Source organism: Streptococcus sp. 2342, assembly GCF_013276795.1.
Lineage (GTDB): Bacteria > Bacillota > Bacilli > Lactobacillales > Streptococcaceae > Streptococcus.
In genome coordinates this window covers 272,635-291,247 of record NZ_VMLR01000002.1, presented here as the reverse complement: position 1 = coordinate 291,247, position 18,613 = coordinate 272,635, and the positions used below count along the sequence as shown (strand labels likewise).

Annotated in this window: 18 protein-coding genes; 17 read left to right on the top strand and 1 reads right to left on the bottom strand. The window is 41.4% G+C overall.

What is annotated here, in order from left to right; translation table 11 throughout:
* The first annotated feature begins 10 nt into the window (after window positions 1-10).
* From HT689_RS02545 to HT689_RS02535, 3 genes are all read left to right on the top strand, one after another.
* The gene (locus HT689_RS02545; protein WP_023933715.1) at window positions 11-895 is read left to right on the top strand and encodes an ROK family protein; all 885 of its coding nucleotides are present in this window, start codon (window positions 11-13) and stop codon (window positions 893-895) included.
* Between the two features lie 96 nt (window positions 896-991).
* Complete coding sequence (locus HT689_RS02540; RefSeq protein ID WP_000150673.1) at window positions 992-1,279, top strand: hypothetical protein; 288 nt, start codon at window positions 992-994, stop codon at window positions 1,277-1,279.
* Entirely contained in the window at window positions 1,269-1,619 is a 351-nt protein-coding gene (locus HT689_RS02535) for a type II toxin-antitoxin system RelE/ParE family toxin (RefSeq protein ID WP_119920027.1), read from the top strand. Before HT689_RS02540 ends, HT689_RS02535 begins: the two co-directional genes overlap by 11 nt.
* Window positions 1,620-1,680: 61 nt before the next feature.
* Here HT689_RS02535 and HT689_RS02530 read toward each other — a convergent pair whose 3' ends face one another.
* Window positions 1,681-2,532, bottom strand: a complete 852-nt coding sequence (locus tag HT689_RS02530; protein ID WP_173280783.1) for a MurR/RpiR family transcriptional regulator — start codon at window positions 2,530-2,532, stop codon at window positions 1,681-1,683.
* Between the two features lie 193 nt (window positions 2,533-2,725).
* Here HT689_RS02530 and pbp2b point away from each other — a divergent pair, with 193 nt between their 5' ends.
* The 14 genes from pbp2b to ileS all read left to right on the top strand — a co-directional run bounded on the left by pbp2b (window position 2,726) and on the right by ileS (window position 18,531).
* Complete coding sequence (pbp2b, locus tag HT689_RS02525) at window positions 2,726-4,783, top strand: penicillin-binding protein 2B (RefSeq protein ID WP_173225722.1); 2,058 nt, start codon at window positions 2,726-2,728, stop codon at window positions 4,781-4,783.
* Window positions 4,784-4,793: 10 nt separating this feature from the next.
* Window positions 4,794-5,390, top strand: a complete 597-nt coding sequence (gene recR, locus HT689_RS02520; RefSeq protein ID WP_000966754.1) for a recombination mediator RecR — start codon at window positions 4,794-4,796, stop codon at window positions 5,388-5,390.
* Between the two features lie 175 nt (window positions 5,391-5,565).
* Window positions 5,566-6,609 carry a D-alanine--D-alanine ligase gene (locus tag HT689_RS02515; protein ID WP_173225726.1) on the top strand — a complete coding sequence of 348 codons (1,044 nt, stop codon included), beginning with the start codon at window positions 5,566-5,568 and terminating at the stop codon, window positions 6,607-6,609.
* A gap of 83 nt (window positions 6,610-6,692) precedes the next feature.
* Window positions 6,693-8,063 (top strand): UDP-N-acetylmuramoyl-tripeptide--D-alanyl-D-alanine ligase, encoded by a 1,371-nt coding sequence (gene murF, locus HT689_RS02510; RefSeq protein WP_173225729.1) that lies wholly within the window; start codon window positions 6,693-6,695, stop codon window positions 8,061-8,063.
* Entirely contained in the window at window positions 8,053-8,664 is a 612-nt protein-coding gene (locus tag HT689_RS02505; RefSeq protein ID WP_173225732.1) for an NUDIX hydrolase, read from the top strand. The genes murF and HT689_RS02505 overlap by 11 nt, the downstream gene beginning before the upstream one ends.
* Before the next feature lie 90 nt (window positions 8,665-8,754).
* Window positions 8,755-9,459, top strand: coding sequence for a TIGR02206 family membrane protein (locus HT689_RS02500; protein ID WP_173225735.1), 705 nt, complete (start codon window positions 8,755-8,757; stop codon window positions 9,457-9,459).
* Window positions 9,460-9,676: 217 nt separating this feature from the next.
* On the top strand, window positions 9,677-11,050 hold the full coding sequence (gene ftsA, locus HT689_RS02495; RefSeq protein WP_173225738.1) for a cell division protein FtsA: 1,374 nt from the start codon (window positions 9,677-9,679) through the stop codon (window positions 11,048-11,050).
* Window positions 11,051-11,066: 16 nt separating this feature from the next.
* Window positions 11,067-12,326 carry a cell division protein FtsZ gene (gene ftsZ / locus HT689_RS02490; RefSeq protein WP_000144272.1) on the top strand — a complete coding sequence of 420 codons (1,260 nt, stop codon included), beginning with the start codon at window positions 11,067-11,069 and terminating at the stop codon, window positions 12,324-12,326.
* A 4-nt stretch (window positions 12,327-12,330) separates the two neighbouring features.
* Window positions 12,331-13,002 carry a YggS family pyridoxal phosphate-dependent enzyme gene (locus HT689_RS02485; protein ID WP_173225744.1) on the top strand — a complete coding sequence of 224 codons (672 nt, stop codon included), beginning with the start codon at window positions 12,331-12,333 and terminating at the stop codon, window positions 13,000-13,002.
* 9 nt (window positions 13,003-13,011) lie between these two features.
* On the top strand, window positions 13,012-13,551 hold the full coding sequence (locus tag HT689_RS02480) for a cell division protein SepF (protein ID WP_173225748.1): 540 nt from the start codon (window positions 13,012-13,014) through the stop codon (window positions 13,549-13,551).
* Window positions 13,551-13,814 carry a YggT family protein gene (locus HT689_RS02475; protein WP_100104129.1) on the top strand — a complete coding sequence of 88 codons (264 nt, stop codon included), beginning with the start codon at window positions 13,551-13,553 and terminating at the stop codon, window positions 13,812-13,814. Before HT689_RS02480 ends, HT689_RS02475 begins: the two co-directional genes overlap by 1 nt.
* Window positions 13,811-14,596 (top strand): RNA-binding protein, encoded by a 786-nt coding sequence (locus HT689_RS02470; RefSeq protein WP_173225752.1) that lies wholly within the window; start codon window positions 13,811-13,813, stop codon window positions 14,594-14,596. Before HT689_RS02475 ends, HT689_RS02470 begins: the two co-directional genes overlap by 4 nt.
* A gap of 8 nt (window positions 14,597-14,604) precedes the next feature.
* The gene (locus HT689_RS02465) at window positions 14,605-15,486 is read left to right on the top strand and encodes a DivIVA domain-containing protein (protein ID WP_345789531.1); all 882 of its coding nucleotides are present in this window, start codon (window positions 14,605-14,607) and stop codon (window positions 15,484-15,486) included.
* Between the two features lie 252 nt (window positions 15,487-15,738).
* Complete coding sequence (gene ileS / locus HT689_RS02460; protein WP_173225755.1) at window positions 15,739-18,531, top strand: isoleucine--tRNA ligase; 2,793 nt, start codon at window positions 15,739-15,741, stop codon at window positions 18,529-18,531.
* The last annotated feature ends 82 nt before the right edge of the window (window positions 18,532-18,613 follow it).

Genomic DNA, 18,613 nt, shown 5'->3' with positions numbered 1-18,613 from the left:
GGAGGTATTTATGACACACTACGTTGCAATTGATATAGGTGGAACCAACATCAAGTATGGTTTGGTTGATCAAGAGGGGCAACTTCTTGAATCGCATGAAATGCCAACTGAAGCGTATAAGGGTGGACCTCATATCTTACAAAAAACCAAAGATATTGTAGCCAGCTATTTAGAAAAAGGCCCAGTAGCAGGTGTTGCCATTTCTTCTGCAGGAATGGTGGATCCTGATAAGGGGGAAATTTTCTACGCTGGACCTCAGATTCCAAATTATGCAGGAACCCAGTTCAAGAAGGAAATCGAAGAAAGCTTTGCTATTCCTTGTGAGATTGAAAATGATGTCAACTGTGCAGGTCTGGCTGAGGCAGTATCTGGTTCAGGTAAGGGAGCAAGTGTCACCCTTTGCTTGACCATTGGAACAGGTATCGGTGGTTGCTTGATTATGGATGGGAAAGTCTTCCATGGTTTTAGCAATTCGGCCTGTGAAGTCGGGTATATGCATATGCAAGATGGAGCTTTTCAGGATCTCGCTTCTACCACAGCCTTGGTGGAGTATGTAGCAACATCTCATGGAGAAGATGTTGATCAGTGGAATGGCCGACGCATTTTCAAGGAAGCCACTGAAGGCAATAAACTCTGCATGGAAGGTATTGACCGCATGGTAGACTATCTAGGAAAAGGTCTGGCAAATATTTGCTACGTTGCCAATCCAGAAGTGGTTATTCTTGGTGGTGGTATCATGGGGCAAGAGGCTATCCTCAAACCTAAGATCCGCACAGCCTTGAAAGAGGCTTTGGTACCAAGTTTAGCAGAAAAAACACGATTAGAATTTGCCCATCACCAGAATACAGCAGGTATGCTTGGTGCATATTATCATTTTAAGACAAAACAATCCTAGTTTGGCTCAGCCAAACTAGGATTTTCTAATCAAATTCCCTTGACTTTCTTTATAATTGTGAGATAATAAATAAAATATATAAAGGAATTATATAAAATGACTATAGCGAATTCAAGTAAGATTGTGACCTTCCAAGCTAATAGAGAATTAGTAAATGATGCCATGGAAGTGTTAAAAGAAAAAAATCTCTCTCTTTCATCAGCACTCAGATTATTTTTAAAGAATGTTGCCGTAACAAATGAAGTAGATTTACTGAGTGAAGAGGAATTAGAGAAGGAGTATTTGTTTAGACAATTACAAGCAGAAGTTCAAGAAAGTTATGCCAAGATTGAGGCTGGAAATTACTTGACAGATGAGGATGTCGTGACACGCTATGGATTATAAAAGATATAGGATTTTGTATTCTCCTAGAGTGATTGATAGTCTGGATAAAATATATCAGTATATAGCGGAGGAAATCGGTTCTGTAGAGGCTGCGAGACGAAAAGTAGCCAATATTAGAAAAGATATTAATCGGATAGAAATTTTCCCCCAAGCTGGATTTGATGCTGATGAAAAATTTGGTAAGAAATTAGACCCTCGCTACCAAACGCGAGGATTGACCTTGAGTAAGGATTACATTGTATTGTATACAATTGTTGAGGATACCGTCAGACTTGCTTATTTACTCCCTTCAAAAAGTGATTACATGAAATTATTCAAGACTAAGTCAAGATATGACTAATTCATAATCTTGAAGAGGTATATTTGGTGATGAATAAAAATCCTAGTTTGGCTTAGCCAAACTAGGATTTTCTGACACGTTTTTGTCTACGATAGCCGTTGAGTTTCTTATTTTCCCAGTAGCTATTAAAGATTTTTTCCTTGCTTTCGCGATTGATTTCCAAAAAGTAGGCATAAATCAAATCGATAAAGAAGAGCATAGGAAGTTGAGCGGATATTCGTTGGATATAGGAAGGCTGGCTGTGGGTGGCTACAAGAACAGTCTCTGTGTAGGCCTGGCTATCTTTATTGGGAACACTTGAAAAGAGTACAGTCTTTGCCCCCATCTCCTTGGCATCTAATAGACTATCTAAAATAGAAGGTGTTGTACCAGAAAGTGAGAAACCAAGTACGAGACAATTTTCGTCCATAATACTGGTTGTCCAGGCAAAGCCGTCTTGATCGGTCAAAGCTTCGCAGACCACACCCAGACGCATGAAGCGCAATTTCATTTCACGAGCAACAAGGCCAGAACTACCTGTTCCGAAGAAGTAGACACGCTCAGCATCTTCGATTAATTGGGCAATTCGTTCTAGTTGGACTTCGTCAATCAAGTCTTGTGTTTGTTCCCGCATATTGCTATAGCTTCTGAGGACTCGTTTGGTCAGTGGACTGTGCTTGAAGACTTGGTTGGCTTGATGTTCTGCCTCATGTTGGTATTGGAAAATAAATTCTCGATAACCTGTAAAGCCACACTTTTTAGCAAAGCGGGTCAGAGCAGCCTGAGAGATATGTAATTTTTGAGTGACCTGTTGGGAGGAAAGGTCATCTTGAATGGTTTCTGCTTGTAAAAAATAGCGAGCGATTTCTTGCTCTAGGTCTGTCATTTCTTCAAAATGTGAATCAATGACAGTTGCGATATCTGGTTTGTCCATAGGGAAGGCTCCTTTAAATGAGTCGTGTTGGAAAAAGACTAGATTATTGAACTTTTACATTCATTATAACATATAATATAGGGATGGATAAATAAAAACGTATCTTACTGTAAAAACGAAAAAAAGCTTCTTTCTTTTCCATAATTTTCTGCTCAAATTGTGGTACAATTAAGAGTAAGATTTTAAGTTAGAAATGAGACTGATTTGTATGAGAAAATTTAACAGCCATTCGATTCCGATTCGGCTTAATTTATTGTTTTCAATCGTCATTTTACTCTTTATGACCATTATTGGTCGTTTGTTGTATATGCAGATTTTGAACAAGGATTTTTACGAAAAAAAGCTAGCCTCAGCTAGTCAGACCAAGGTCACAACCAGTTCTGCCCGTGGGGAAATCTATGATGCTAGTGGAAAACCTTTGGTAGAAAATACGTTAAAACAGGTTGTTTCCTTTACGCGTAGCAATAAAATGACGGCTACAGACTTAAAAGAAATAGCTAAAAAGTTACTGACTTATGTGAGCATCAGTTCGCCAAATTTGACAGAACGCCAGCTGGCTGATTACTATTTGGCTGATCCTGAAATCTATAAAAAAACAGTGGAAGCTCTCCCAAGTGAGAAACGCTTGGATTCAGATGGCAATCGCCTATCCGAATCAGAACTGTATAACAATGCGGTCGATAGTGTCCCAACAAGTCAACTAAACTATACAGAGGATGAAAAGAAAGAAATCTATCTTTTTAGTCAGTTAAATGCTGTTGGAAACTTTGCGACAGGAACCATTGCGACAGATCCTCTAAATGATTCTCAGGTGGCTGTTATTGCCTCTATTTCAAAGGAGATGCCTGGCATTAGTATTTCTACTTCTTGGGATCGAAAGATTTTGGAAACTTCCCTTTCTTCTATAGTAGGGAGTGTATCCAGTGAAAAAGCTGGTCTCCCAGCGGAAGAAGCAGAATCCTATCTTAAAAAAGGCTATTCTCTAAATGACCGTGTTGGAACCTCGTATTTGGAAAAGCAATATGAAGAGACCTTACAAGGAAAACGCTCGGTAAAAGAAATCCATCTGGATAAATATGGCAATATGGAAAGCGTGGACACAATTGAGGAAGGTAGTAAGGGAAACAATATCAAACTGACCATTGATTTGGCCTTCCAAGATAGCGTGGATGCTTTGCTGAAAAGTTATTTCAATTCCGAGCTAGGAAATGGTGGAGCCAAGTATTCTGAGGGTGTGTATGCAGTCGCCCTTAACCCCAAAACAGGTGCTGTTTTGTCTATGTCAGGACTCAAACATGACCTGAAAACGGGAGAGTTGACTCCTGATTCCTTGGGAACGGTAACCAATGTCTTTGTCCCAGGGTCAGTAGTTAAGGCCGCTACCATCAGCTCAGGTTGGGAAAATGGTGTTTTATCAGGAAACCAAACCTTAACAGATCAGCCTATTGTTTTCCAAGGTTCAGCTCCAATTTATTCTTGGTATAAATTGGCATATGGATCTTTTCCTATTACAGCTGTGGAAGCCTTGGAGTATTCATCTAATGCTTACATGGTTCAAACCGCTCTTGGAATCATGGGCCAGACCTATCAACCAAATATGTTTGTTGGAACCAGCAATTTGGAAACAGCTATGGGAAAACTTCGTGCGACCTTTGGCGAATATGGCTTGGGGGCTGCGACCGGAATTGACCTACCAGATGAATCTACTGGATTTGTTCCCAAAGAGTATAGCTTTGCTAATTACATCACCAATGCCTTTGGGCAGTTTGATAACTATACGCCCATGCAGTTGGCTCAGTATGTAGCAACTATTGCAAATGATGGTGTTCGTGTGGCTCCTCGTATTGTGGAAGGTATTTATGGAAATAATGATAAGGGAGGCCTGGGCGACTTGATTCAGCAACTGCAACCGACAGAGATGAATAAGGTCAATATATCCGACTCCGATATGAGTGTCTTGCACCAAGGTTTTTATCAGGTTGCTCATGGGACTAGTGGATTGACAACCGGTCGTGCCTTTTCAAATGGCGCAGCGGTATCCATTAGTGGAAAAACAGGTACTGCCGAAAGTTATGTTGAGGGAGGTCAAGAAGCTAACAATACCAATGCTGTGGCCTATGCACCATCAGATAATCCTCAAATCGCTGTAGCTGTTGTCTTCCCTCATAACACCAACCTTACAAATGGTGTCGGACCTTCCATTGCGCGCGATATTATCAACCTCTATAACCAACATCATCCAATGAATTAGAAAGGAACAGATGCTTTATCCAACACCTATTGCTAAGCTAATTGACAGTTATTCTAAGTTACCGGGTATCGGGATTAAGACGGCTACACGTCTGGCCTTCTATACTATTGGAATGTCTGATGACGATGTCAATGAATTTGCTAAAAATCTCCTTTCTGCTAAGAGAGAGCTGACCTACTGTTCCATCTGCGGTCGCCTGACTGATGACGATCCTTGCTCTATCTGTACCGATCCGACTCGTGACCAGACAACGATTTTAGTTCTCGAAGATAGTCGCGATGTGGCAGCCATGGAGAATATCCAAGAATACCATGGACTCTATCATGTCCTGCATGGACTCATTTCTCCCATGAATGGTATTAGTCCAGATGATATCAATCTCAAGAGTCTCATGACTCGTCTGATGGATAGTGAGGTTTCAGAAGTAATCGTAGCAACCAATGCCACAGCAGATGGGGAAGCGACTTCCATGTATCTTTCCCGCTTACTCAAGCCAGCTGGGATCAAGGTTACGCGTCTGGCACGAGGCCTTGCTGTGGGAGCAGATATCGAGTATGCGGACGAAGTCACCCTCTTACGGGCTATTGAAAATCGAACAGAGTTGTAAGTCTAGATAAATTTACGAACTCCATTCATTTATAAAAAATCAAGGAGGCTGAAAATCGTTCATATCGGCCTCTTTTTGTATAGTGTGATGAGTAGGATCAGGTTCAAGTTTTAAAAAAACAAGCAAATATGATATACTAAAGAGCGAGTATTCTAGTAGAATTAGGACAAATAATATGAAACAAACGATTATTCTTTTATATGGTGGACGGAGTGCGGAACGCGAAGTCTCTGTCCTTTCAGCGGAAAGTGTCATGCGTGCGGTTAATTACGACCGTTTCACAGTCAAGACTTTCTTCATCAGCCAGTCAGGTGACTTTATCAAAACGCAGGAATTTAGTCAGACTCCAGGTCAAGAGGACCGTCTCATGACCAATGCGACCATTGATTGGGATAAGAAAGTTGTACCAAGTGCCATCTACGAAGAAGGGGCAGTTGTCTTTCCAGTTCTTCACGGTCCGATGGGAGAAGATGGCTCTGTTCAAGGATTCTTGGAAGTTTTGAAAATGCCGTATGTCGGCTGCAATATCTTGTCATCGAGTCTTGCCATGGATAAAATCACGACCAAGCGTGTGTTAGAATCTGCTGGCATTGCCCAAGTTTCTTATGTGGCTATCGTTGAAGGGGATGATGTGACTGCTAAAATCGCTGAAGTGGAAGAAAAATTGGCTTATCCAGTCTTCACTAAGCCGTCAAACATGGGTTCTAGTGTCGGTATTTCTAAATCTGAAAATCAAGAAGAACTCCGCCAAGCTTTGGAACTTGCCTTCCGATATGACAGTCGTGTCTTGGTAGAGCAAGGGGTAAATGCCCGTGAAATCGAGGTTGGTCTACTGGGCAACTACGATGTCAAAAGCACCCTTCCAGGAGAAGTAGTCAAGGATGTTGCCTTTTATGACTACGATGCCAAGTATATTGACAACAAGATTACTATGGACATCCCAGCCAAAATCAGTGATGATGTAGTAGCTGTCATGCGCCAAAATGCAGAAACAGCTTTCCGTGCGATTGGTGGGCTCGGTCTATCTCGTTGCGATTTCTTCTATACAGATAAGGGAGAGGTTTTCCTAAACGAGCTCAATACCATGCCAGGTTTCACCCAGTGGTCAATGTATCCACTTCTTTGGGACAATATGGGAATCAGCTATCCAGACTTAATCGAGCGTTTGGTTGACCTTGCCAAGGAAAGTTTTGACAAGCGCGAAGCGCATTTGCTATAAAATGAAAGAGAGGGTAGAAGCCAGAACCATCACTGCAAGGTGACTAGAGTTCTCGGATTTCGACCCTTTTTAAAGGAGTAGAAATGAAATTAACAATTCATGAAGTGGCCCAAGTTGTCGGAGCTAAAAATGATATCAGCATCTTTGAGGACACCCAGTTAGAAAAGGCTGAGTTTGACAGTCGTTTGATTGCGACAGGAGATTTATTTGTGCCACTTAAAGGTGCGCGTGACGGTCATGACTTTATCGAAAGAGCTTTTGAAAATGGTGCAGCAGCAACCCTGTCTGAGAAAGAGCTTGCAAATTATCCTTATATTCTGGTAGATGACGTTTTGACTGCCTTTCAACAACTAGCTGCCTACTATCTTGAAAAAACGGCAGTTGATGTCTTTGCAGTTACAGGTTCAAATGGTAAGACAACGACCAAGGATATGTTGGCACACTTGCTATCGACAACCTACAAAACCTACAAAACACAAGGAAACTACAACAACGAGATTGGTCTTCCCTACACAGTTCTCCATATGCCTGAAGGAACAGAAAAGTTGGTCTTGGAGATGGGGCAGGATCACTTGGGAGATATTCATCTCTTGTCTGAATTGGCTCGTCCAAAAGCAGCCATCGTGACCTTGGTTGGAGAAGCCCATTTGGCCTTTTTCAAAGACCGTTCTGAGATTGCTAAAGGGAAAATGCAAATTGCAGATGGCATGGCTGAAGGTTCCTTGCTTTTAGCTCCGGCTGACCCTATTGTAGAGGCCTACCTGCCAGCTGATAAAAAGGTGGTCCGTTTTGGGCAAGGAGCAGAGCTGGAAATCACAGACTTGATTGAGCGCAAGGACAGTCTGACCTTTAAGGCTAATTTCTTGGAACAAGCGCTTGATTTACCGGTGACTGGTAAGTACAATGCCACTAATGCCATGATTGCGTCTTATGTTGCCCTACAAGAAGGGGTTTCAGAGGAGCAAATTCATAAGGCTTTCCAAAACCTTGAATTGACGCGTAACCGTACCGAATGGAAGAAAGCAGCCAATGGAGCAGATATCTTATCAGATGTTTACAATGCCAATCCAACTGCTATGAAGCTGATTTTAGAGACTTTCTCTGCCATTCCAGCCAACGAAGGTGGCAAGAAAATCGCTGTCTTGGCGGACATGAAGGAACTTGGTGACCAGTCAGTTCAGCTCCATAACCAGATGATTTTGAGCCTCTCGCCAGATGTGCTGGATACCGTTATTTTCTATGGAGAAGACATTGCTGAATTAGCCCAACTTGCTAGTCAAATGTTCCCAATCGGCCACGTTTACTACTTCAAGAAAACAGAAAACCAAGACCAATTTGAAGACCTAGTTAAGCAGGTCAAGGAAAGTCTAGGAGCTAATGATCAAATCTTGCTCAAGGGCTCTAACTCCATGAATCTAGCTAAGCTGGTAGAAAGTTTAGAAAATGAATGCTAGTGATTTTGCCAAGTATCTTCAAAGAATGATTGCCCTTACAGATACTGGATTAACCTTTACAAAAGATCCTTTCGACCGTGAGCGCTATGAAGACTTGCGAAGTCTGTTATCTGAAATGTTGAATCAAGCATCAGACCTTGATGCCGAAGAAGTGGCAGAAGTTTTGAAGCCAACTTCCGCTTATGCAACTCCGTTAATGGACGTCCGTGCTTGGATTGTTGAGGACGAAAAGATTTGTCTGGTTAGGGGACAAGGAGAGAATGATTGGGCTTTGCCAGGTGGCTTTGGTGAGGTTGGTTATTCTCCAACAGAAAATATTCTCAAGGAAATTGAAGAAGAAACCGGTTTTAAAGCCAAAGTTGAACGACTACTAGCTGTTTTTGATACCAATCGTTTCCAACTACAGAGCAAGCAATATGCAAAGTTTGTTTTTGAATGTAAGCTTCTTGATGGACAATTCCAAGAAAATCAAGAAATTGCTGACCTTCAATTTTTTGCCATTGACCAACTGCCAGTCTTATCTGAAAAACGCATTACCAAGGAGCAAATAGAGCTTCTTTGGCAGGTTTATCAAGGTCAGAGGGAGCAATATCTTGACTAAGAAGATGATTATCGTATTTCTAAATCCATTTTTGACAAATAGCATGGTATAATAAAATGCAGGAAAATTTTGAATCATGAGGAAGACTAGATGAATTTATGGGATATTTTCTTTACGACCCAAGCAACAGAACCACCCAAGTTTGATCTTTTTTGGTATATCAGTATATTTACACTCTTGGGTTTGACCTTTTATACAGCCTATCGCTATCGTGAAACGAGGGTTTACCAACGATTTTTCCAGATTTTACAGGCCGTTCAGTTAATCCTACTTTATGGTTGGTATGGGGTCAACCATATGCCACTATCAGAAAGCTTACCCTTTTACCATTGCCGTATGGCTATGTTTGTGGTGCTTTTGCTTCCTGGTCAGTCTAAATATAGGCAGTATTTTGCATTACTAGGAACATTTGGGACATTAGCAGCCTTTGTTTATCCAGTGTCAGATGCCTATCCTTTCCCCCATATCACCATTTTATCCTTTATTTTTGGGCATTTAGCACTCTTGGGGAACTCTCTAGTTTATCTATTGAGACAGTATAATGCGCGATTGTTGGATGTGAAGGGAATTTTTCTCATGACCTTTGCATTAAATGCCTTGATTTTTGTGGTCAATTCGGTAACAGGTGGAGATTACGGATTCCTGACAAAACCACCATTGGTTGGAGACCATGGCTTAATAGCTAATTATTTAATCGTTTCTCTGGCCCTGTCAGCAGCGATTACGTTAACAAAGAAAATCTTGGAACTATTTTTAGAACAAGAAGCAGAAAAAATGATTGCAAAGAAAGCTTAACACAGAGCTTTCTTTTTTTGTCTTAGAGTGTTTTACAAGTAGCCTATAAAACAAAAATTTCTGAATAGACAAATTCAAAAATTGGCTGGGAAATTTAGGAAAAAAGCAAGCACGATTAAATTTTTTGTGTTATAATATTCTGTGAATAGCTATGCCTATGTTTAGCTATGGAATAATACGAAGTGCGAAACTTGGAAGATAGAGAGGATGCGATGTAATGGCTAGAGAAGGCTTTTTTACAGGTCTAGATATTGGAACAAGCTCTGTCAAGGTGCTTGTGGCCGAGAAGAGAAATGGTGAATTAAATGTAATTGGCGTGAGTAATGCCAAAAGTAAAGGTGTAAAGGATGGAATTATTGTTGATATTGATGCAGCAGCAACTGCTATCAAATCAGCTATTTCCCAAGCGGAAGAAAAGGCAGGCATTTCGATTAAATCAGTGAATGTCGGCTTGCCTGGTAATCTTTTGCAGGTCGAACCAACTCAAGGGATGATTCCAGTAACATCTGATACCAAGGAAATTACGGATCAAGATGTTGAAAATGTTGTCAAATCAGCTTTGACAAAGAGTATGACACCTGACCGTGAAGTCATTACCTTTATTCCTGAAGAATTTATTGTGGATGGTTTCCAAGGGATTCGTGACCCACGTGGCATGATGGGGGTTCGCCTTGAAATGCGTGGTTTGCTTTATACAGGACCTCGTACTATCTTGCACAATTTGCGTAAGACAGTTGAACGTGCAGGTGTCCAGGTTGAAAATGTTATCATTTCGCCACTAGCAATGGTTCAATCAGTTTTGAACGAAGGGGAACGTGAATTTGGTGCTACAGTGATTGATATGGGGGCAGGTCAAACGACTGTCGCTACAATCCGTAACCAAGAACTCCAGTTTACCAATATTCTCCAAGAAGGCGGAGATTATGTAACTAAGGATATCTCTAAAGTCTTGAAAACTTCTCGCAAATTAGCGGAAGGCTTGAAACTGAATTATGGGGAAGCCTATCCGCCTCTTGCAAGCAAAGAAACCTTCCAAGTAGAAGTTATTGGAGAAGTAGAAGCAGTCGAAGTGACGGAAGCCTACTTGTCAGAAATTATTTCTGCACGAATTAAGCACATCCTTGAACAAATTAAGCAAGAATTAGATAGAAGACGTCTATTGGAGCTCCCTGGTGGTATTGTCTTAATCGGTGGGAATGCCATTTTACCGGGTATGGTTGAACTTGCTCAGGAAGTCTTTGGCGTCCGTGTCAAGCTTTATGTTCCAAATCAAGTTGGTATCCGTAATCCAGCCTTTGCGCATGTGATTAGTTTATCAGAATTTGCGGGTCAATTAACAGAAGTTAATCTTTTGGCTCAGAGAGCTATAAAAGGTGAGAATGACTTAAGTCATCAGCCGATTAGCTTTGGTGGGATGTTGCAAAAGACAGCTCAGTTTGTACAATCAACGCCTATTCAACCAGCTCCAGCTCCAGAAGTAGAGCCGGTGGCGCCTACAGAACCAATGGCGGATTTCCAACAAGCTTCACAAAATAAACCGAAATTAGCAGATCGTTTCCGTGGCTTGATCGGAAGCATGTTTGACGAATAAAGAGGAAAAATAAATTATGACATTTTCATTTGATACAGCTGCTGCTCAAGGTGCAGTGATTAAAGTAATTGGTGTCGGTGGAGGTGGTGGCAATGCCATCAACCGTATGGTCGACGAAGGTGTTACAGGTGTAGAATTTATCGCAGCAAACACAGATGTACAAGCATTGAGCAGTACAAAAGCTGAGACTGTTATTCAGTTGGGACCTAAATTGACTCGTGGTTTGGGTGCAGGAGGTCAACCTGAGGTTGGTCGTAAAGCTGCTGAAGAAAGCGAAGAAACACTGACGGAAGCTATCAGTGGCGCAGATATGGTCTTCATCACTGCTGGTATGGGAGGAGGCTCTGGAACTGGAGCTGCTCCTGTTATTGCTCGTATCGCCAAAGATTTAGGTGCTCTTACAGTTGGTGTTGTAACACGTCCGTTTGGTTTTGAAGGAAGCAAGCGTGGACAATTTGCTGTAGAAGGAATCAATCAACTACGTGAGCATGTAGATACTCTATTGATTATTTCAAACAACAACTTGCTTGAAATTGTTGATAAGAAAACACCGCTCTTGGAGGCTCTTAGCGAAGCGGATAACGTTCTTCGTCAAGGTGTTCAAGGAATTACCGATTTGATTACCAATCCAGGATTGATTAACCTTGACTTTGCCGATGTGAAAACGGTGATGGCAAATAAAGGGAATGCTCTTATGGGGATTGGTATCGGTAGTGGAGAAGAACGTGTGGTAGAAGCGGCGCGTAAGGCAATTTACTCTCCACTTCTTGAAACAACAATTGACGGTGCTGAGGATGTTATCGTCAACGTTACTGGTGGGCTCGACTTAACCTTGATTGAGGCAGAAGAGGCTTCACAAATTGTGAACCAGGCAGCAGGTCAAGGAGTGAACATCTGGCTCGGTACTTCAATTGATGAAAGTATGCGTGATGAAATTCGTGTAACAGTTGTCGCAACGGGTGTTCGTCAAGACCGCGTAGAAAAGGTTGTGGCTCCACAAGCTAGACCGACTACTAACTACCGTGAGACAGTGAAACCAGCCCATTCACATGGGTTTGATCGTCATTTTGATATGGCAGAAACAGCTGAATTGCCAAAACAAAATCCACGTCGTTTGGAACCAACTCAGGCATCTGCTTTTGGTGATTGGGATCTTCGCCGTGAATCGATTGTTCGTACAACAGATTCAGTCGTTTCTCCAGTTGAACGCTTTGAAGCCCCAACATCACAAGATGAAGATGAATTGGATACACCTCCATTTTTCAAAAATCGTTAAGTAAATGAATGTAAAAGAAAATACAGAACTTGTTTTTCGAGAAGTTGCAGAGGCTAGTCTGAGTGCTCATCGAGAGAGTGGTTCAGTCTCTGTCATTGCAGTTACCAAGTATGTAGATGTACCGACAGCGGAAGCCTTGCTTCCGCTAGGTGTTCATCATATCGGTGAAAATCGTGTCGATAAGTTTCTGGAGAAATATGAAGCTTTAAAAGATCGAGATGTGACTTGGCATTTGATTGGTACCTTACAAAGACGTAAGGTGAAAGATGTCATTCAATACGTTGATTATTTCCATGCTTTGGATTCAGTCAAGCTAGCAGAGGAAATTCAAAAAAGAAGTGACCGAGTCATCAAGTGTTTCCTTCAGGTAAATATTTCTAAAGAAGAAAGCAAGCACGGTTTTTCGAGAGAGGAACTGCTGGAAATCTTGCCAGAGTTAGCCAGACTAGATAAGATTGAATATGTTGGTTTAATGACGATGGCACCCTTTGAAGCTAGCAGGGAGCAGTTGAAAGAGATTTTCAAGGCGACCCAAGATTTGCAAAGAGAAATTCAAGAAAAACAAATTCCAAATATGCCTATGACTGAGTTAAGTATGGGAATGAGTCGTGATTATAAAGAAGCGATTCAATTCGGTTCCACCTTTGTTCGTATAGGTACAGCATTTTTTAAGTAGGAGAGAACCATGTCTTTAAAAGATAGATTCGATAGATTTATAGATTATTTTACGGAGGATGAGGATTCAAGTCTCCCTTATGAAAAAAGAGATGAGCCTGTGTTTACTCCAGTAAATTCTTCACAGGAACCGGCTCTCCCAATGCATCAACCTTCACAGTCTGCTGGTGCAAAAGATAGCAATATCACCAGACTTCATGCAAGACAACAGGAATTGGCAAATCAGAGTCAGCGTGCAACGGATAAGGTCATTATAGATGTTCGTTATCCTAGAAAATATGAAGACGCAACAGAAATTGTTGATTTATTGGCAGGCAACGAAAGTATTTTGATTGATTTTCAGTATATGACAGAGGTGCAGGCCCGTCGTTGTTTGGACTATTTGGATGGAGCTTGTCATGTTCTAGCTGGTAATCTGAAAAAGGTAGCTTCTACCATGTATCTGTTGACACCAGTGAATGTCATTGTCAATGTAGAAGATATTCGCTTGCCAGATGAAGAACAAAATGGTGAGTTTGGCTTTGATATGAAGCGAAATAGAGTACGATAATGATTTTTTTAATTCGTATGATTTATAATGCAGTGGATATTTACTCCCTGATTTTAGTAGCCTTCGCTGTCATGTCTTGGTTTCCAGGTGCCTATGAATCCAGTTTAGGTCGTTGGATTGTAGCATTGGTAAAGCCAGTGCTTTCTCCCTTGCAACGCCTGCCTTTACAGATAGCAGGTCTTGATTTATCTGTTTGGGTTGCGATTGTTTTGATTCGATTTTTAGGAGAAAACCTAGTCCGTTTTCTGGCGATGATAGGATGAATAAAGGGATTTACCAGCATTTCTCCATAGAAGATCGTCCATTTCTTGACAAGGGAATGGAATGGATAAAGAAGGTAGAAGATAGCTATGCTCCTTTTTTAACTCCTTTTATCAATCCTCATCAGGAGAAGCTATTAAAGATTTTGGCCAAAACCTATGGTCTTGCTTGTAGCAGTAGTGGGGAATTCGTCTTGAGTGAGTATGTTCGAGTTTTATTATACCCAGATTATTTCCAGCCAGAGTTTTCAGATTTTGAAATATCTCTCCAGGAAATAGTGTATTCCAATAAATTTGAACACTTAACGCATGCTAAGATTTTAGGGACAGTCATCAATCAATTAGGGATTGAACGGAAACTTTTTGGAGATATCCTAGTAGATGAAGAACGGGCGCAGATTATGGTCAATCAGCAATTTCTTCTTCTCTTTCAAGATGGATTAAAGAAAATTGGCCGTATACCCGTTTCGCTGGAGGACCGTCCTTTCACCGAGAAAATAGATAAGCTAGAACAGTATCGAGAGCTGGATTTATCTGTGTCTAGTTTTAGATTAGATGTTCTTTTATCAAATGTTTTGAAACTATCTAGGAATCAAGCAAACCAGTTGATTGAAAAGAAACTTGTCCAAGTAAATTATCATGTGGTAGACAAATCAGATTATATTGTTCAAGTTGGAGACTTGATTAGTGTGAGAAAATTTGGGCGCTTGAGATTGCTTCAAGATAAGGGACAAACGAAAAAAGAGAAGAAAAAAATAACCGTCCAGTTATTATTAAGTAAGTGAGGAATAGAATGCCAATTACATCATTAGAAATAAAGGACAAAACCTTTGGAACTCGATTCAGAGGTTTTGATCCAGAAGAAGTCGATGAATTTTTAGATATTGTGGTTCGTGATTACGAAGATCTTGTTCGTGCGAATCATGATAAAGATTTGCGTATTAAGAGTTTAGAAGAGCGTTTGTCTTACTTTGATGAGATGAAAGATTCATTGAGCCAGTCTGTATTGATTGCCCAAGACACAGCTGAGCGAGTGAAACAGGCGGCGCATGAACGTTCAAACAATATCATTCATCAAGCAGAGCAGGATGCGCAACGCTTGTTGGAAGAAGCTAAATATAAGGCAAACGAGATTCTTCGTCAAGCAACGGATAATGCTAAGAAAGTTGCTGTTGAAACAGAAGAATTGAAGAACAAGAGCCGTGTCTTCCACCAACGTCTTAAATCTACAATTGAGAGCCAGTTGGCTATTGTTGAATCTTCAGATTGGGAAGATATTCTCCGTCCAACAGCTACTTATCTTCAAACCAGTGATGAAGCCTTTAAAGAAGTGGTTAGCGAAGTACTTGGGGAACCGATTCCAGCTCCAATTGAGGAAGAACCAATTGATATGACACGTCAGTTCTCTCAAGCAGAAATGGCAGAGTTACAAGCTCGTATTGAGGCAGCCAATAAAGAATTGGCTGAATTTGAAGCTCAGGCTAAACAGGAAGTGGAAAATCCAACTCCTGTAGTGAGTCCTCAAATGGAAGAAGAGCCTGCTCATCCAGTTGGTCCAATGTACGAAGAACCAGAAGTAGCTCCAGTACATCCTTCGGCTCCAACACCAACTACAGAAACGTTTGATTCAGCACCAGGATTTGAAGCACCGCAAGAATCTGTTACAATTTTATAAGAAATATTCTGAGAACAATATCTTATCCTTATATTTCCAGCGAGCAGGAGATGGTGTGAGTCCTGCATTCCCTAACGATAAGATTATCCTCTCAAAAACTCAAGTCTGAAGCTAGTAAGATTTGACGTTCCCCACGTTACGGGATAAGAGGGAGAAAGACTAAATCTTTTTCCGAATAAAGGTGGTACCACGATTTTCGTCCTTTTTGGCAGTCGTGGTTTTTAATTTGTTATTATTTATAAAGGAGATACCATGAAACTCAAAGATACCCTTAACCTTGGGAAAACAGCTTTCCCAATGCGTGCAGGCCTTCCGACCAAAGAGCCAGTTTGGCAAAAGGAATGGGAAGATGCAAAACTTTACCAACGTCGTCAAGAATTGAACCAAGGAAAACCTCATTTCACCTTGCATGATGGCCCTCCATACGCTAACGGAAATATCCACGTTGGACATGCTATGAACAAGATTTCAAAAGATATCATTGTTCGCTCAAAATCTATGTCAGGTTTTTACGCACCATTTATCCCGGGTTGGGACACTCATGGTCTGCCAATCGAGCAAGTTTTGGCAAAACAAGGTGTCAAACGCAAAGAAATGGACTTGGTTGAGTACTTGAAACTTTGCCGTGAATATGCTCTTTCTCAAGTAGATAAACAACGTGAAGACTTTAAACGTTTGGGTGTTTCTGGTGACTGGGAAAATCCATATGTGACTTTGACTCCTGACTATGAGGCAGCTCAAATCCGTGTATTTGGTGAGATGGCTAATAAAGGTTACATTTACCGTGGTGCCAAGCCAGTTTACTGGTCTTGGTCATCTGAGTCAGCCCTTGCGGAAGCAGAGATTGAATACCATGACTTGGTTTCAACTTCCCTTTACTATGCCAACAAGGTCAAAGATGGCAAAGGTGTTCTAGATACAGATACTTACATCGTTGTTTGGACAACTACTCCATTTACCATCACAGCTTCTCGTGGTTTGACGGTTGGTGCAGATATTGATTACGTTTTGGTTCAACCTGCTGGTGAAGCTCGTAAGTTTGTCGTTGCTGCAGAGTTGTTGACTAGCTTGTCTGAGAAATTTGATTGGGCTGATGTTCAAGTGTTGGCAACTTACCGTGGTCAAGAATTGAACCACATCGTAACAGAACACCCATGGGATACAGCTGTAGATGAGTTGGTGATTCTTGGTGACCATGTTACAACTGACTCTGGTACTGGTATTGTCCATACAGCCCCTGGTTTTGGTGAGGACGACTACAATGTCGGTATTGCTAATGATCTTGAAGTCGCAGTCACTGTTGACGAACGTGGTATCATGATGGCTAATGCTGGTGCTGAGTTTGAAGGTCAATTCTATGAAAAGGTAGTTCCAACTGTTATTGAAAAACTTGGTAACCTCCTTCTTGCCCAAGAAGAAATCTCCCACTCATACCCATTTGACTGGCGTACCAAGAAACCAATCATCTGGCGTGCAGTACCACAATGGTTCGCCTCTGTTTCAAAATTCCGCCAAGAAATCTTGGATGAAATTGAAAAAGTGAAATTCCACTCAGAATGGGGTAAAGTCCGTCTTTACAATATGATTCGTGACCGTGGCGACTGGGTTATCTCTCGTCAACGTGCTTGGGGTGTTCCGCTTCCTATCTTCTACGCTGAAGATGGTACAGCGATCATGACTGCTGAAACGATTGAACACGTAGCTCAACTTTTTGAAGAACATGGTTCAAGCATTTGGTGGGAACGTGATGCTAAGGACCTCTTGCCAGAAGGATTTACTCATCCAGGTTCACCAAATGGTGAGTTCAAAAAAGAAACAGATATCATGGACGTTTGGTTTGACTCAGGTTCATCATGGAATGGAGTTGTAGTAAACCGTCCTGAGTTGACTTACCCAGCAGACCTTTACCTAGAAGGTTCTGACCAATACCGTGGTTGGTTCAACTCATCACTCATCACATCTGTTGCCAACCATGGTGTAGCACCTTACAAGCAAATCTTGTCACAAGGTTTTGCCCTTGACGGTAAAGGTGAGAAGATGTCTAAATCTCTTGGAAATACCATTGCTCCAAGTGATGTTGAAAAACAATTTGGTGCTGAAATCTTGCGTCTTTGGGTAACAAGTGTGGATTCAAGCAACGACGTGCGTATCTCTATGGATATTTTGAGCCAAGTCTCTGAAACTTACCGTAAGATTCGTAACACTCTTCGTTTCTTGATTGCCAACACATCTGACTTTAACCCAGCTCAAGATGTAGTCGCTTACGATGAACTTCGTTCAGTTGATAAGTACATGACGATTCGCTTTAACCAGCTTGTCAAGACCATTCGTGATGCCTATGCGGACTTTGAATTCTTGACAATCTATAAGGCCTTGGTGAACTTTATCAACGTTGATTTGTCAGCATTCTACCTTGATTTTGCTAAAGATGTTGTTTACATCGAAGGTGCCAAATCACTGGAACGCCGTCAAATGCAGACTGTCTTCTATGACATTCTTGTGAAAATCACCAAACTCTTGACACCAATCCTTCCTCACACTGCGGAAGAAATCTGGTCATACCTTGAGTTTGAAGCAGAAGATTTTGTTCAATTATCAGAATTGCCAGAAGCGGAAACTTTTGCTAACCAAGAAGAAATCTTGGATACATGGGCTGCCTTCATGGACTTCCGTGGACAAGCTCAAAAAGCCTTGGAAGAAGCTCGTAATGCAAAAGTAATCGGTAAATCACTTGAAGCACACTTGACAGTTTATCCAAATGAAGTTGTGAAAACTTTACTCGAAGCAGTAAACAGCAATGTAGCTCAACTTTTAATCGTGTCTGAATTGACCATCGCAGAGGGACTAGCTCCAGAAACTGCTGTTAGCTTCGAAGATGTAGCCTTCACAGTTGAACGCGCTGCAGGCCAAGTATGTGACCGTTGCCGTCGTATCGACCCAACAACAGCAGAACGCAGCTACCATGCAGTCATCTGTGACCACTGTGCAAGCATCGTAGAAGAAAACTTTGCAGACGCAGTCGCAGAAGGATTTGAAGAGAAATAAGGTTGAGAAGTCTCTATGCGTCTAGTATATAAAAATTAGTTATTCTAAGTTTATAATCTCTCTTGTGAGGTGCTAAAGTTTG